The organism is Pseudomaricurvus sp. ABR4_320 (assembly GCF_056159445.1).
The window spans coordinates 387,228-402,432 of record NZ_JBSWVF010000004.1; the positions used below are offsets into that span (position 1 = coordinate 387,228).

Annotated in this window: 12 protein-coding genes; 8 read left to right on the plus strand and 4 right to left on the minus strand. The window is 48.9% G+C overall.

The features are described from left to right. The first annotated feature begins 70 nt into the window (after positions 1–70). Complete coding sequence (locus ACXAFR_RS10770) at positions 71–2,149, plus strand: NAD(+) synthase (RefSeq protein WP_475176551.1); 2,079 nt, start codon at positions 71–73, stop codon at positions 2,147–2,149. Positions 2,150–2,169: 20 nt separating this feature from the next. Here ACXAFR_RS10770 and ACXAFR_RS10775 read toward each other — a convergent pair whose 3' ends face one another. After that, entirely contained in the window at positions 2,170–2,385 is a 216-nt protein-coding gene (locus ACXAFR_RS10775) for a hypothetical protein (protein ID WP_475176552.1), read from the minus strand. 558 nt (positions 2,386–2,943) lie between these two features. Between ACXAFR_RS10775 and ACXAFR_RS10780 the strand changes: the two genes are divergently transcribed. The 3 genes from ACXAFR_RS10780 to ACXAFR_RS10790 all read left to right on the plus strand — a co-directional run bounded on the left by ACXAFR_RS10780 (position 2,944) and on the right by ACXAFR_RS10790 (position 8,577). Next, positions 2,944–3,450 (plus strand): MarR family winged helix-turn-helix transcriptional regulator, encoded by a 507-nt coding sequence (locus ACXAFR_RS10780; protein ID WP_475176553.1) that lies wholly within the window; start codon positions 2,944–2,946, stop codon positions 3,448–3,450. Positions 3,451–3,802: 352 nt separating this feature from the next. After that, positions 3,803–6,478, plus strand: coding sequence for an ATP-binding protein (locus tag ACXAFR_RS10785; protein WP_475176556.1), 2,676 nt, complete (start codon positions 3,803–3,805; stop codon positions 6,476–6,478). Between the two features lie 278 nt (positions 6,479–6,756). Continuing rightward, positions 6,757–8,577: a sensor domain-containing diguanylate cyclase gene (locus ACXAFR_RS10790; protein ID WP_475176557.1), complete on the plus strand. Its 1,821-nt coding sequence runs from the start codon at positions 6,757–6,759 to the stop codon at positions 8,575–8,577. A 68-nt stretch (positions 8,578–8,645) separates the two neighbouring features. On the opposite strand, the gene ACXAFR_RS10795 is transcribed toward ACXAFR_RS10790, so the two are convergent. Then, positions 8,646–9,839, minus strand: coding sequence for an OmpA family protein (locus ACXAFR_RS10795; RefSeq protein WP_475176559.1), 1,194 nt, complete (start codon positions 9,837–9,839; stop codon positions 8,646–8,648). Positions 9,840–10,168: 329 nt separating this feature from the next. Between ACXAFR_RS10795 and ACXAFR_RS10800 the strand changes: the two genes are divergently transcribed. The 3 genes from ACXAFR_RS10800 to ACXAFR_RS10810 all read left to right on the plus strand — a co-directional run bounded on the left by ACXAFR_RS10800 (position 10,169) and on the right by ACXAFR_RS10810 (position 12,018). Then, positions 10,169–10,642 (plus strand): Dps family protein, encoded by a 474-nt coding sequence (locus tag ACXAFR_RS10800; RefSeq protein WP_475176561.1) that lies wholly within the window; start codon positions 10,169–10,171, stop codon positions 10,640–10,642. 147 nt (positions 10,643–10,789) lie between these two features. Further along, positions 10,790–11,713: a DnaJ C-terminal domain-containing protein gene (locus ACXAFR_RS10805; RefSeq protein WP_475176562.1), complete on the plus strand. Its 924-nt coding sequence runs from the start codon at positions 10,790–10,792 to the stop codon at positions 11,711–11,713. A gap of 5 nt (positions 11,714–11,718) precedes the next feature. Further along, positions 11,719–12,018 carry a chaperone modulator CbpM gene (locus tag ACXAFR_RS10810; RefSeq protein ID WP_475176565.1) on the plus strand — a complete coding sequence of 100 codons (300 nt, stop codon included), beginning with the start codon at positions 11,719–11,721 and terminating at the stop codon, positions 12,016–12,018. On the opposite strand, the gene ACXAFR_RS10815 is transcribed toward ACXAFR_RS10810, so the two are convergent. Then, positions 11,983–12,615: a hypothetical protein gene (locus ACXAFR_RS10815; protein WP_475176567.1), complete on the minus strand. Its 633-nt coding sequence runs from the start codon at positions 12,613–12,615 to the stop codon at positions 11,983–11,985. The genes ACXAFR_RS10810 and ACXAFR_RS10815 overlap by 36 nt on opposite strands. A 98-nt stretch (positions 12,616–12,713) precedes the next feature. Beyond that, positions 12,714–13,043 (minus strand): YegP family protein, encoded by a 330-nt coding sequence (locus ACXAFR_RS10820; protein ID WP_475176568.1) that lies wholly within the window; start codon positions 13,041–13,043, stop codon positions 12,714–12,716. 404 nt (positions 13,044–13,447) lie between these two features. Here ACXAFR_RS10820 and ACXAFR_RS10825 point away from each other — a divergent pair, with 404 nt between their 5' ends. Next, positions 13,448–15,145 carry an AAA family ATPase gene (locus ACXAFR_RS10825; protein WP_475176572.1) on the plus strand — a complete coding sequence of 566 codons (1,698 nt, stop codon included), beginning with the start codon at positions 13,448–13,450 and terminating at the stop codon, positions 15,143–15,145. Positions 15,146–15,205 lie beyond the last annotated feature (60 nt).

Below are 15,205 nucleotides of genomic sequence, written 5' to 3' on the forward strand. Positions count from 1 at the left end.
ATCGGCCCATAGCCGAGTTGGTGGTAAACTGCAGGCTTTTCTCGTCGACGAGTCACAATAGAGACGATTTATGTCCAGCGATCTATTTCAGTTTCATAATATCTATCATCACGGCTTTATTCGGACTGCGGTCGGTATCCCCTTTGTTCGGGTGGCTGACCCCGATTACAACGTCGATCGTATCCTGGATTTGGTCAGGCGCGCAGATGAGCAACAATCGGCCCTGTGCCTGTTTCCCGAACTCTCAATCAGCGCGTACACCTGTCAAGATCTCTTCCATCAAGAAGCTCTGCTGGATGCCTGTCTGGATGGTATCGCCAAGCTCAAGCAGGCATCGATCAATCTGCGTCCACTTATTATTGTCGGCGCGCCATTAAGGGTTGATGGTCGCCTGTTCAATTGCGCCGTGGTAATCCATCGCGGTCAGATTCTGGGCGCAACGCCAAAATCCTATCTCCCCAATTACCGTGAGTTTTACGAAAAGAGGCACTTTTGTTCTGGCAGAGATTCTCATTGTTCAGAAATTATACTGCTGGGAGACTCTGTGCCTTTCGGTGCAGACTTAATCTATCAGGCATCGGATATGCCAGAATTTGTTTTGCACACAGAAATCTGCGAAGACGTCTGGACTCCGATCCCGCCCAGTACCTACGCGGCTCTGGCCGGAGCGACAGTGTTAACGAACCTGTCTGCCAGTAATATCACCGTCGGCAAAGCCGAGTATCGAGCGGATTTATGCGCCAGCCACTCCGGTCGCTGTGTGGCAGCTTATCTTTACACCGCCGCCGGTTACGGGGAGTCGACGACGGACCTGGCCTGGGATGGGCATGCCATGGTGTATGAGAATGGTGAGAGGCTTGGGGAAACCCAGCGGTTCTTGCATGATGAGCAGCTAGTGGTGTGCGATATCGACTTGGAAAGGTTGGCTCAGGATCGAATGCGGCTCACCAGCTTCCACGATGCCATGGGCGAACATCGCGAGCGGGTTTCAAAGGTGCGGCGAATTCGCTTTGAATTGCAGCCCGGTTTGGCAGAGTTGCCTCTGCGCCGCGATGTGGACCGCTATCCCTTCGTACCTGGTGATCCGCAGACGTTAGAGACCCGTTGTTTTGAGACCTACAACATCCAGGTTGAGAGTCTGGCGCGTCGTCTTGACGGCTCTGGCTTCAAAAAATTGGTCATTGGCGTGTCGGGTGGCCTGGATTCGACTCAGGCGCTGATTGTTGCGGCAAAAACCATGGATCGGCTCGGGTTGCCTCGGCAGAACATTCTGGCTTATACCATGCCAGGGTTTGCGACCAGTGAGAAAACCCGCAGTAACGCATGGCTGTTAATGGAAAGTCTGGAAGTTACGCGCGAAGAAATTGATATTCGCCCCTCTTGCGAACAGATGTTCCGGGATATTGGCCACCCATTTTCGAACGGTGAGCCGGTTTACGATGTTGCTTTCGAGAATGTACAAGCTGGAGAGCGCACGTCTCATCTCTTTCGTTTGGCAGGGCACAAGAACGCGATCGTATTGGGTACTGGGGATCTTTCCGAAATTGCTTTGGGTTGGATGACGTACGGTGTTGGGGATCACATGTCCCACTACAATGTCAATGCCAGCGTACCCAAGACACTGATCCAGCATTTGATTCGCTGGATTGCAGACAGTGATCAGTTTTCAGATGCGACGAATCGGGTTTTGGTGGATATCGTCAACACAGAAATATCGCCTGAGCTGGTGCCAGGGGGGGCGGGTGATGGCAGGGAGGAGCCGGCGCAAAAAACAGAAGCTCGGATCGGACCCTATAATCTGCAGGACTTTAACCTCTATTACGTCAGCCGCTATGGCTTTAGTCCGGCAAAAATTGCTTTTCTTGCCTTGCATGCCTGGCAGGATGCAGAACAGGGGCGCTGGCCAGCGACAGTACCAGAGGCATTACGGGTCAGCTATACCCTTGCTGAAATACGTCAATGGTTGGAAGTCTTCTGTTTTCGCTTTTTTAAAACCAGTCAGTTCAAACGGTCTGCCTTGCCGGACGGGCCTAAGGTCGGCTCGGGCGGGTCACTGTCGCCCCGTGGTGATTGGCGGGCGCCGAGCGATGGCGAGGCCAGTGTCTGGCTGGCCGAAATTCAGAAAATTCCTGTCGAGACTCCGAAATAGGGCGTACCTGGGCGTCTCCGCTAGTCCGAATTTCTCATTTCCTCTAACGCGGCGCCGGGATCCTCTTCTCCGGCGACGCTTTCATGTCGTCGTTCATTTCGCCCAGACGCCTCGCTGGGGGCGGTAACTTGCGCTGCTTTTTTCTCCGGATGTGCTGCTAGGGCATTGTACATAGGATGCTTGCCGGGTTGCTCCGGAACCTGTGTGTCGTAAGCCTGAATGGGCGTCTTTTGCATGTCGAGATCCTCTTGTTAAGGGCGCGGTGACACCGGTGTCATCTATTAGAAATACCCTACGTTAAGCGTTTATCGGTGGTCACCTTCGGTTCTCTTGCGGTTTCCATATCATCAGTATGTCACGAATTGCGGTGTAATGATAAACAGAGAAACCTGGCAAATTGACGCTACGCAACAAATACGAAGATTGTTCAGTCGCTAAATAAAAATACTCTTTCAGCGGTTTCGTAAAAAAAGTACGAATGATTAATTTTTGTTTAAGGTGTCGAAACTAACCTTCAGCTCTGTAACTATGCAGTTGCGAAATAGGGTGGTCGATACGCGTGCGTATTGATTGTTCTAACACTGATAAATATCTGGCCCCTGATGTCGTCAGAGGTGTATACCAATCAAATTAGGTGGCAGTCTACTGTCCTGAACTGTGAAAGTTGATCGAGACTCATTCCCCGTCTTGCCCGTTCCTTCAGAGAGTAGTCGTGTTGATTTTGATCCGGAGCCTGGATACAGCGTCGCAACAAGGTAAGGATTTTTCTACTTTAATATTCTGGAGGATTTCGTATGGGCGGAAAGGTCACGGATTTTAATGCGGCTTTGTCGCGTCAAAACCCTGAGGCAGATGATGATTGGGCGATTCGCTTAAGTTTTCTTTTTCATGATGTCGCGCGTTTGCGGCGTATTGTGATGGACGAAAAATTCAAGCCGCTGAAAATTACCCGGTCTCAAGCATGGTTATTGGCCTATTTGAGTCGAAACGAAGGCGTGCCCCAATCCGCGCTTGCGGAAAAAATGGGTTTGGGCAAAGTTGCGCTGGGTGGGTTGATCGACCGATTGCAAATTGCTGGGGTGATAGAACGTCGTGCAGATTCTGTTGATCGCCGCGTCAATAATGTCTTTGTGACGGCAAAAGGAAAGCGAATCATTGGCCAGATTCGTAATATCACTCTGGAGGCAAATGAGGAAATCTTAAAAGGTCTATCGGCAGACGATATTCGTCGAACTGCTCAGGTCATGGCTAAGATAAAGGACAATTTGCAAATGTCTCAAGGAATCGAAGCCGCCTCCTAACTGGCGCCGCTAGTCATTGTCTCTCTATTGCGATGATCTGATTTCTCTTCAGATCGTCGCAGCACTTTATTAACGTTCGTTAACGGTTTTTCGAGCCTGCTTTCGCGACAGGTGAATTGTAAGACTTACAGATCATCGTCCTTGTCTCGTAGAAATTATAGCTTTGCATTCCCTGAATCGTGGTTATTGCGCTCATAGATTATAAAACCTCGCAATAACTCGGGTAATTGTCGGCCCTGCCTGAACTCTTGATCAAGGTACGCTTTTTGCTCAAGAGCCTCCAGTACCAAATTTTTATTCCTAATACAGGTTGAGCATCTCGTCATGGAAAGCTCCTCGAGATGTCGTGTAATTGAAATGGTTTCTTATGGCGCTTGATATCGACGCGTTGAAATTTGAACGTTGTGAAGATGAGCCGATCCACACTCCAGAATCGATACAGGGATACGGTTACCTGTTTGCGCTGAATGCTGAGTCTGGCACGGTTGAAGTCATCAGTGAAAATGTCTGTGACATTTTGCGATTGGGAAAAGAGATTGTCGGACGCTCGTTTTATGAGTTAATTGGTGATGAAGAAAGCAGGGCATTGGTTCAAGAAACCGTTGAGCGGGCCAAAAGTAAAGGCACGCGGTTGCCCGTTAGAATTGGTTTTCATGAAGAAGCGTGTTGTCCTGGCAGTGACTGTGAATTCTTAGCCGTTATTCATGCCAGCGGGCCTCATTTTCTTGTGGAGCTAGAGCCTGCAACGCGTTTTCGACAAACCTACAGTGCAGAGCATTACATCAAGCTCTACGCGCTGAGTGTTGCGCCACGCTTTAAACAATTTACATCCTTGGTGATGATGGCTCAAGAAATTGTTGAGACCATTAAGTACATTACGAATATGGAGCGGGTGGTCCTCTACCGGTTTAATGACAACAACTCGGGTAAGGTCATTGCTGAAGCCAAGAACGAAGACATTGAGTCCTATCTGGATCTCTTCTATCCCGCGTCTGATATTCCCGCCCAGGCGCGAGAACTGTATCGGGTAAATTGGGTTCGCTTGACGCCCAATGTCGATCTGGATGCGTCTCCGTTGTTTCCTCAGGCGTCGGATGTGGGGCGAGATCCTTTGGATCTTACGCATTCATTATTGCGCAGTATGTCTCCGATCCATTTACAGTACATACGCAATCAGGGACTGCAGGCGTCTTTCTCTATTTCGCTTGTCACGCACGATCGTCTGTGGGGTTTAATATCCTGTCACAGTCGTCAGCCGACCTATTTACCTCAGGATATTCGATTGCAATGCGAGAATCTGAGTCAGTTATTCAGTTGGCATTTGCTTGCCAAAGAAGAAGAAATTCTCAAGCAGAAGAAAGACAGTACTGACCTGGCAATAAATCGTATGCTGGAAAAGGTCACACCGACTAACCCGATTGTAAAAGTGTTTCAGGAGTCGGACGGTGAAATTCTCGAAGCCATGCAATCCCATGGTTTTATCTACCATTCGCAACAGGAGACGATTGTCCTCGGAGACAGTCCTGACTTTGATACCGTAAAAGAAATATTCAGGCTCGCCAACCAAGAAGGTTCTTTTCCCTATATTAATGAACAATTGCAAGAGCAGTATCCGGTTGGGAATCTAAACGGTATAGCAGGCATCATGGTTATTCCTCTGGCGGAGAGAAAGAATTACTTCACGGCTTGGTTTCGTCGAGAAAAGCGGCAGCGTCAGAAGTGGGCTGGCTTACCTAAAGAGGATGACGCAGAGTCGTCGAAGTCTCAGCGTTTAACGCCAAGAGCATCCTTTCAGGTGAATGTGCGAGAAGTCGTAGGACGCAGCCTTCCTTTCGACAAATACGACATCGATATGGCCAGCCGACTTAATCGCATGTTTTTAGTCCACTCTCTCGATCAGCAGGAAAGGCTGCACAGTCATCTTCTAGAGTTAAAGCAGCAAGATAAGAACCGAAATGAGTTTCTGGCGACTCTAGCTCATGAGCTGCGCAATCCGCTCGCTCCCATTGAAGCAGGCATTAACGTTCTGGAAAGTCCGGTCAGCGAAGAGGTTCGGCGACAGGTATTGACCACGTTGCGAAGGCAGTCCCGTTACATGGCGAAACTCATCGACGACCTGATGGATGTCGCCCGTGTCACTCGTGGAAAAATACAGATGGCGAAGGAGGTCTTCGCGCTACAAGAGGCGATGGAGCAAGCGGCTGAAGTTATTGATGCTGGCGTTAAAGAACGGGAGCATCGAGTTACCTTTGACTTGCCGGAAGAGCCTATGACGATTGAAGGCGATCGAGGCCGTGTCTCTCAAGTCTTCGCGAATATTCTGCAGAATGCCGTGAAATACACGGATCCCGGCGGTGAAATTCACATTTCGCTACAGCGAGAAGGGGGGGAGGCTGTCGTTCGCATTCGCGATAATGGTCTTGGAATTCCTGCTCATAAAATCGACGATGTTTTTACCATGTTTTCTCAGGTAAAAGATCATGCTGCGCATACCAAAGGTGGCTTGGGGATTGGGTTGACCCTAGTCAGCAAACTGGTCAAGTTGCATGGGGGCCAGGTCTCTGTAAAAAGTGACGGGCTCGGTAAGGGGTGTGAATTTACGGTGCGATTCCCCGTCGTAAATACTGGCTCAAATGGAAAGCCTGATCTTGGTTTTGTACCAGAGAGCAGCGTTAAAAAAATATTATTTGTGGATGATAATGAAGATATTTTATCTCTGTACAGTATGCTGTTAACCCATGCGGGCTTTGAGGTAGAAGTCGCAAGTAATGGCAATGATGCGATTCAGCAATATCAACAGTTTCAACCTCAGGTCGTTTTCTTGGACATCGGTTTACCAGACATAAACGGTTTTGATCTCTGTAAAATACTTAGGTCACAGCCGGGAGCAAACCAGAGATTGTTTTTTTCCCAATCGGGTTGGGGGAGCCGTGAAGACATTGCCAAGGCAGAGCAAGCCGGTTTTGATGAGCATTTTATTAAGCCATTGACGCTGGAAAAAATCCTACAGGCATTGGCTCGTCATTAGCCTAAATTAAGGAAGCCATTAGCCTGAATTTAGGAAGACATTCGAGATCGGTAGAGGGTTTTGTTGTGGTTTCGAGCGGATTCTGGTTTTTATGTTGCCTCACGCGTCAATGGCATTATTACCATTGAGCACTACACTATAAGGATGAATATCCTGTTATCGAACAAAGGCTATAGGTTGAGGCAGGACGCTTTTCCTGTTGCGCCCTAAAGTTAAACGTCGCCTTGATTTCACGGTAGGTGGTGTGATTTCGATTGTTGAGGCGTTTTTGCCATCCTATGCAGCATTTTTCCGCCATTATTACGGCCGACGATCAGCTTGGCGCGTTTTTCAATAGCCGTGACGTCAAAGACGCGTGCTGTGGCGCCAGCGCTGTCTTGGTCCAGCTTTTCTGCAGTAATTCCGATCACTCATTAAGTGGGCAAGCGGTTACCAGTACGCTTGAACTCTATCCCGATGCTGTGATCGTTGGTGCTTCGTCATATGCGGAAATTTCTGCCGGAAGGGCCGCACAGGCGTCATTGGCTATATCTCTGATGGTGTTTAAAGCCACACGTTTGGCTAGCCAAAGTATTCATATTTCTCATCAGCAAGAAGCGCCTGTGGTCGATGAAATCACTCGCTTTCTCGCTCCGTTTGATTCTTTGCAAGGTCTGTTGATGCTGGCCGCGTCACGCAACTTTGATATTGGCTGCTTGCTCGCTGCGCTACATCGGGCCGATCCAGAATTACCTTTGTTTGGTGGGCTCGCTGGGGACCATAACTACCAGGATCACTATTGGGTGCTGCACGGGCGCGAATTACTCACGGAAGGCTTGGTGATTGTCGCATTCTGTAGTGAGCACTTGCATATTACTCGAAGTATGTTTCTCGGTTGGGAGCGATTAGGCAAGCAATTGCAAGCGACGTCTACGGACAACCGCAAGGTCTACGCCATAGATGGTCGTCCGGCGTTTGATATCTATCACCGATATCTGGGGTTAACCAATGAGGGGTATTTTTTTGAGGATGCCCAGGAGTTCCCCCTGCTGGTGGAGCGAGAGGGGATCACGATAGCCCGAGTACCCTACTTGGTGAATGAAGACCTGAGCGTTCAGTTTCTCGGAGATATTCGCGAGGGGGAGGCAATCAGTTTTGGTTATGCGAATCTTGAATCCTTTGCCTCTCACGTTGATGAAGAGACGTCAACCATGCAAGCGTTTGGTCCGCAGGGAATCCTGTGTTATTCCTGTGGCGTGCGATATTTTCTCCTGGGAGATGATGTCGCCATGGAGTTAGCTCCCTTACAGACTCTGGCGGAAACAGCGGGCTTTTTTACCTTCGGAGAAATTTTCAATGCCGGTCCGTTTAGCACGGTATTGAACTCGACATTAGTGTTGGTTGGATTTAAAGAAACGCTATCTGACGATGAGGGGGCGGTCTCGCAAGCGCCGGCTATCACATGCTTGCCTTCTCCGGGGACCGCCAAGCTAAAACAGGCGCGAATTTTGTCGCGATTTCAGCATTTTACCGACGCAATTACGCAAGAGCTCCTCACCGCGAATCAAGAGTTAGAGCGTTTGGCTCGCTGTGACAGTTTAACCGGTCTCTTTAATAGACGGTATATGGAAAGCCGATTGCTCGAAGAGATTGAGCGGTCTCGGCGTTACGGCCATTGCTTCAACGTTATTTTTTGCGATATCGATTATTTTAAGGCGTTTAACGATACCTGGGGGCATATTGCGGGTGATGAAGTGCTGGTCGAAGTCGCTAACTTGTTGATAGAAGAGGCGCGTGTTTCCGATACCGTCTGTCGTTATGGTGGCGAAGAGTTTCTTCTTTTAATGCCGGAAAGTGATCTCGACGAAGCCTATGCCATGATTCGCAGAATACAGCTCCGTTTGCAGGGATTCGCTTTATCGTTTGTTGAGGACGAAGACGTCTCCATCTCGTTGTCCTTCGGCTTGGCCTCTTTTCCTCGGCATGGTGTTTCTTTGGGGAAATTACTGCGACAGGCTGATGGCGCCCTCTACGATGCCAAAAATGCCGGACGCAATTGCCTTCGCATTGCAGCATCAGAGCTGGATGACGAGAAGCCTCAGGTTGATCCAGACGAATAATCGTTTCCAGAGGCTGTTTATAGACAGTGGTCAGCTATAGCAACTGTCCACTGTCTAGCGTTTTGGTATTACTCTGTGACGGTCTTCGTCAGGCCGGCAACCACTCGCCGGTTTTCGCGACGCCCTTCAGCTGTATCGTTGTTGGCAATAGGCTGACTTTCTCCGTAGCCTTCCGTACTGACACGACCTTCGTCGATGCCGAATTCACTGATGAGTGCTGCGGCGACAGCATCCGCTCGGGCTTTGGAGATCCGCTCGTTCAGCGCTTCGGGTCCGGTGTCGTCCGTGTGGCCTTCAATGACGACGTTGAGTTCTGGATTGGCATTCATAAAGTCCGCCAGCCTTTCAACTTCGGGTAAATACTGCGATTGAAGATCTGTGGAGCCGCTGGCAAAAAGAACTTCCAGCCGAATTTCCTCTACGCGTGTGGATTGTACCTTGCAGCCAACGGTATCGACCATTTCACCTGGTTCTGAATCCGGACACTGATCAGAAGAGTCGATGACGCCATCTCCGTCACTGTCCATTGGGCAGCCTGTGCTGTCCACGCCAATACCGGAAGCTGTGCCAGGACACTGGTCTTGGGTGTTAAGAACGCCGTCACCATCGTCGTCCAACTCACAGCCGCGGCTATCAACGCGCGCGCCTGGGCTGGATCCTGGGCACTGATCCAGGTCGTCATTGATGCCATCGCCGTCAGTATCGGCGACCGGTGCTGCGACCGCAGCAACGGGCTCTGATGACCCCGTATCTCCAAACATGAACGTAATGCCGAGTCCCAGCGCCGTATCATTGGTGGAGTCGTCGAAGCCATGCACTTCACGAATATCGGCCCACCAAGCCCAATTGTCGTGAAACTTATGTTGAAAACCGAGACCGACATTGGCTTGAGTTTCCGCCGCGTCATAGGCGCTGCTGTCAAAATCAGCGTGGCCAGCACCAAAGACAAAATAAGGGGTGAACTTGCTCTCCGGGTTCACATAAAAATAGCCGTTTAGAAATCCACCCTGAACATCGACTTCTTCACGAGTCGGGTCGATTTTGGTGTCATCCTGCCAATACTGAAGCTCTATACCCCAGTGATTTTTTTGGTATTCCAGGCCTAGAGAGCCTCGGACCTGTTCATCCTCCAGCGATCGTCCGACATCATCATAGTAAAGCGCTCTTAACCCCGGTTTGATCTTCCACGCGTCGATTTCCGCATGGGAGTAGGAGCCATAAAGCGCCGCGGAACAGCCAAGTACGACCAGTAATTTATTCATATTCACTCCTGATGGTGAAGATATAACCAAAAACAACGGTCTGTTATACGAGTTATTTCCCATAGTGAGGCTAGCTTAAATAAAATATTTCGCGAATAACTCTTTGGTCTTGATTTACAGCAAGGATTATCGACGGGCCTAAAGCGCATCATTCCTATGAAAACGAGGTAGTGAATACCTGGATTGGTACGCCGGAAAAGGAAATCTATAGAGCTTATAGACAGGTTTAATTGGTGGGCTTTTCGCGCCCATTGTAGTGTAACTCCTGTGAATAGGCTGCGCCCAAGCGAGGTGTTCAGCGAAGACCATTGACTAAAGGAGTCACTGTTATGACACGTCGTATTGATATTGGCATTGATGAAACCAGTCGCGTCGCTATTGCTGACGCTCTAAAACGCCTTTTGGCGGATTCCTACACGCTCTACCTGCAGACCCATAATTTTCACTGGAATGTCACCGGTCCTAGCTTTAGAGAACTGCATTTGATGTTTGAAGAACAGTATACGGAAATGGCAACTGCGGTTGATGAGGTTGCTGAACGAATTCGTACATTGGGCGTTGCTGCTCCAGGGACCTACAAAGAATTCGCCAGTTTAAGCGCAATTGAAGAGGTCGACGGTGTTCCTTCCGCCCAGGCGATGGTTGATATTTTGACAAAAGGACATGAGCAAGTCGTTAAAACTTGTCGAGAGGTTTTGAAAATGGCTCAGGAGGCGGATGATGAATCCACCGCCTCGCTGGTATCCGACAGAATGCGAATTCACGAGAAAACAGCGTGGATGTTACGCGCGACAAATCAATAAAACCTACAAGTAATGCCTCCAACCGGAGGCATTTTTTTATAGCCCGGAATCTGTTATTGGTACAGCTTGTGTGAACAACCGCAGATTGTTTTTTCTTCAAAAGGCCTCATATCTATAGGGTGAGTTGACGGTTAATGAGGATTGGCGATGGAGTTTAAAGATTACTACGCAATCCTTGGCGTTGCTCCTGAAGCCGACGACAAAGCAATCAAAGTCGCTTATCGTAAGCTGGCGCGGCAATATCATCCCGATGTCAGCCAGGAAGCAAACGCTGAGGATCGTTTTAAAGAGGTTTCGGAAGCCTACGACGTCCTGCACGACAAAGAAAAACGTGCAGAATACGATCAATTGCGTCAGTTGAATGCCCGGGGGCAGTTTCAGGGGGCTCCGAACTGGGGACGACAGCAGGCTTCAGGTGATAGCTATAGTCACTACTCTGAAGGCGATTTCTCGGACTTTTTCAGTTCGATTTTCGGGGGGAGAGAACACGCTTTTAACAGCCGCGGCGGATTTTCTGAAAGAGGGCAAGATGTAGAAATCACTCTTCCTGTTTTCCTGGAAGAAACCTTAAGCAACACCGAAAAAAACCTGGAATATGACTTGCCGACAGCGAGTGGCGTTCAACGTAAAAAGTTAAAAGTGGCGCTGCCAACGGGTGTTCGTGATGGGCAGAAAATTCGTTTACGCGGCCAGGGCTTGACTGGTGTTGGTGACGCCCTGGCAGGTGATCTCTATGTCAATATCAAGTTGGTGCCCCATCCAGTATTCGATGTGGATGGTGATAATCTGATTTTGACGGTTCCTGTTGCACCGTGGGAGGCGGCTCTCGGTGGCAAGATTACGGTGCCGACTCTCGATGGAGATATTCGTCTGGCCATTCCGGAAAGTAGCTCTACCGGAAGTCGGCTGCGCGTGAAAGGTAAAGGTTTGCGGAAAAAAGACGGTAGTCGAGGCGATTTGTTGGCGGATATAAAAATTGTTATGCCGAAAACGCTTCCTGAAGAGGCGCGCGGGTATTGGCAACAGCTTTCTTCGGCAACGGATTTTGATCCTCGGCATCAATGGAGGTAAGGGCGATGAGTGATACCCACGAATTCAGCTCTTGGCAGATATGCCAGCTGCTTAAGTTGTCCCAAGACCAATTGGTTGCCATCGTTGAGGAGGGAATCGTCGCACCTATCGGTTGGGGGCAAGACAGCTGGCGTTTTGATAATGATATGCTGCTGGTGACAAGACGGGCGGTCTCGTTGCACCGACAGCTGCATGTCGACTGGCCAGGTGTGGCATTGGCATTGACCCTGTTGCAGGAGATAGATCTTTTGAAGCGTGATAACCGAAGGCTACGCTTGCGCTTGGCCCGATATACACAAGGTTGATGATGTTGGTTGCATTGCCCCGATATGATCTTTAAGCAACTTTAGCAGCGGTTTAATGGTCTCTGTCGTACTGTGAAATAATTGCCAAGCTTGTTCAGAGTCTTTGCTGTTTAGATCTTGAATGTCAGTGCAATACCTCTGCCAAAGTTTGAAGAGGATATCAATAGTCATCGCCAAATAGATATCATTATCAAGCCACTTATCCTTGTAATCATGGAGTCGAGCGAAGGTTTTTTTAAGCAAAGGGTAGCTGGTTTTCACTTCGCGTCGTTTCGAGAATTCCAAATACTTGTGATAGGTTTCCTCTGCATTGGCTCTGGGTTTGGCGATATCTGAGAGGTATGATTCAGAAAATCGCCGCGCTAAAGGAACAAATTGCTCTTGAAATATGTGTTCGTCTCCCAGTTTTGTGAATGGCGTCAGGCGCTCGGTGACGACTAGGTAGCTGTCGAGAATATCGTCCATAAGATCACGGAAACTATCGCCAAAATCTGCCGTCGTGATCTCTTCCAAAATGAGTTGTTGGCAGGCATTTAGCTCACTGGCTGTGGCGCAAATTGTCGATAATTCCTTCAGAATATTAAACTCGGTTCCCATGATTTATTGATCCATTTCTTTGTGCTGTGAGCACTGTTCAGGTCTTTGATGACGGAATAGAGAAATGTAATTTAATCGGCCGTTACTGGCTTTAACTTTTATGTCAAGTCTGTAATTTTTGCGATACAGGCACCTTCGCGAAACGAGTGCAGGGCATTGTTGAAGGTCATTTCAGAGGCAAAGGGAACGCTTTTTACAAGAGGCTGACCAGCCATGCTTTTGATGACAAAGAACTTCTCACCCTCGTTACTTTCCCCTACGGCGATTTGTTGGCTCATCATCGAACCAATGCGAACATCTTGAATGGCTTGATCGGCTTCGCTACGACTGGCGAATTCGGCACTCGTCAGTAGTAAATTGCCGTCTTTATCCAATGTGTCAAACTGAAAAATGCCTTCATTAGTTTTCAGTTCAAAAGTGATGGCCATGCTTTGCTCCTTTCATTAGCGATTGATGCAGACGGCTGGCGCTCGTCGAGTGCTGTAGTCTTTAGGAATAAACTGGTGGTGACGCATTCCACCTAGGGGAGGTAGCAAATGCTGTTCCTGGCTGTATCCAGTGACTATCGCTGCTTTGGGCGAATCTGTGGCGTGCAGTTCATACAATTTTGTCAGTATTGAGACAAATCAAGCAACAGGCCAATGGACGTTGCAATGTCGGAATTTTTTTAGTTCTTATTCTACTGCAGCTTGATCTCAAGATGCCGCCTGTTGTGCCGAGTGATTTTCGTAAGAGTTAATTACAAGATTGTGCATCTTTCTTTGCTGACTATCTTGGTGTGAAGGTTGCTGATTGACTATTGAATCTAATCGAACTTCATGGAGCAGTTGGTATGAAATTGCGTATCGAGCGGGAGGTTGCTTTGGCACTCATGAGTGCCTACCCGGAAACCCAACGGTTTGAGGAGCAGCTCAAGTTGGCAGGGCGCTTGGAAATTGGTTTTCAGGAGTGTTCTCAGGAGCAATTGCGATTTCTGTTGGATTGTTACGCTCAAACCAACCCCAATAAATACGCCGTTATCAATGCGCTTTTAGAGACATTTCAAGCACCGACGTTCAACGGCGAGGATTTGGAAAGTTTGCTCCTGTTTCTCTCAAATTACCTGCTGTTGGGTGTGAGCCGTGGTTGGCTTTTCAGTGTCGATGCAGGCGGCAGTCTGTTACCTTTCGCAATCAGTCGAATCGATTTCTCCGGCGCGAGCGGTGAAGATCAAGCACGTATCATGATTGAAATAAAAGCAAACAGTCGCGGAAAGCTGACGACCCGACAGATTATTTTTACCGATAAAGAACTGGCTGAAGTGACGGCCGTTGAATTGCTCGCCAGTAAGGGGTATCTGCGGGAAACCCGCCTATTACTTGAGCAATTTGATCTTTCCGGTGAGCGATACCAAGAATGGCGCGCGAATAGTGGGGAGCAATTTTCCGGACTGGGAACAGGCATTTATGCCGAAGACCCTGCATCCAATCAGCGTAATACAGACTGGACAAAGAAGCCTCGCATCATTCTTTCTACGTCAGGTACGCCTGCAAGATTGGTCAATGATGAAGGTATTATTGAGAATCGCGAGCTGACTCTTAGGCAGAGTTCCTCGGTTCTGCGCCCCATACTGAAGAAGATCGATCGGACATCGCCATTCGAGCTGGAGACCGAGCGAGCGTTGCTGAAGCTGGCGGACGCCATGGCAAAAGATGTGTGTGCAGATATTCCTGTGCACGGTTTTATTCTGATGTTTCATCTTGAACTGCATCATCACGTCTGGGTACATGTGGATAATATTGAGCCCTATGAGTATCAGCCAGAACTCAAAGATAAGCTGGTCCTTCCACAAGAGCATGTTGAATTAATCGATATTCTCACCGCTGAAATGGAGCTGTTGGTCGAAGATATTGTAGAGGGCAAGTCCGGTGGTACCACCGTACTGTGCAGCGGCCCTCCAGGAGTGGGTAAAACATTGACAGCCGAGGTCTACGCGGAAATTATTCGGAGGCCGCTTTATCGAGTTCACTCCGGCCAGCTCGGTCTCAGTGTCGCGGAGATGGAAACTCGTCTAAAGGATGTGCTGATCCGTGCGCAGCGGTGGGGGGCTGTGATGCTCATCGATGAGGCCGACGTTTATATCAAGCGCCGTGATGACAACTTAACGATGAACGCCGTTGTCGGTGTATTCCTGCGAGTGCTTGAGTATTTTAATGGTCTGTTATTTATGACCACAAATCGGATCGATGATATTGATGAGGCGATTATTTCCCGTTGTATTGCGATGATTCGGTATCAACAGCCTAATGTCGAAGAGCGGCAACAAATCTGGTCTGTTATGGCGGCGCAATTTGGTTTGCCGATCACTGCTGAATTAAAGGCTCAGCTCGCGATGCATTTTCCTGATACCAGCGGTCGTGATATTAAAGGTCTGGCGAAATTGGTGGCACGTTTTTGTGAGTTTCGGCAGCAATCGCCGACGATGGACGTTTTCGAGCATTGTGCTAAATTCAGAGCCATTGAGTTTGATACGGCGGAATCTACTCAGTAGGGCAACTCCTGATAAGTTTTTTGAGAGAGTTCTAAAAAGGGCTACGGGGCTTAGAGCGGT

Coding starts and splice junctions, on each gene's coding strand:
- ACXAFR_RS10770 (WP_475176551.1), top strand. CDS start 71: ATGTCCAGCGATCTATTTCAGTTTCATAATATCTATCATCACGGCTTT.
- ACXAFR_RS10775 (WP_475176552.1), bottom strand. CDS start 2,385: ATGCAAAAGACGCCCATTCAGGCTTACGACACACAGGTTCCGGAGCAA.
- ACXAFR_RS10780 (WP_475176553.1), top strand. CDS start 2,944: ATGGGCGGAAAGGTCACGGATTTTAATGCGGCTTTGTCGCGTCAAAAC.
- ACXAFR_RS10790 (WP_475176557.1), top strand. CDS start 6,757: ATGCAGCATTTTTCCGCCATTATTACGGCCGACGATCAGCTTGGCGCG.
- ACXAFR_RS10795 (WP_475176559.1), bottom strand. CDS start 9,839: ATGAATAAATTACTGGTCGTACTTGGCTGTTCCGCGGCGCTTTATGGC.
- ACXAFR_RS10800 (WP_475176561.1), top strand. CDS start 10,169: ATGACACGTCGTATTGATATTGGCATTGATGAAACCAGTCGCGTCGCT.
- ACXAFR_RS10805 (WP_475176562.1), top strand. CDS start 10,790: ATGGAGTTTAAAGATTACTACGCAATCCTTGGCGTTGCTCCTGAAGCC.
- ACXAFR_RS10810 (WP_475176565.1), top strand. CDS start 11,719: ATGAGTGATACCCACGAATTCAGCTCTTGGCAGATATGCCAGCTGCTT.
- ACXAFR_RS10815 (WP_475176567.1), bottom strand. CDS start 12,615: ATGGGAACCGAGTTTAATATTCTGAAGGAATTATCGACAATTTGCGCC.
- ACXAFR_RS10820 (WP_475176568.1), bottom strand. CDS start 13,043: ATGGCCATCACTTTTGAACTGAAAACTAATGAAGGCATTTTTCAGTTT.
- ACXAFR_RS10825 (WP_475176572.1), top strand. CDS start 13,448: ATGAAATTGCGTATCGAGCGGGAGGTTGCTTTGGCACTCATGAGTGCC.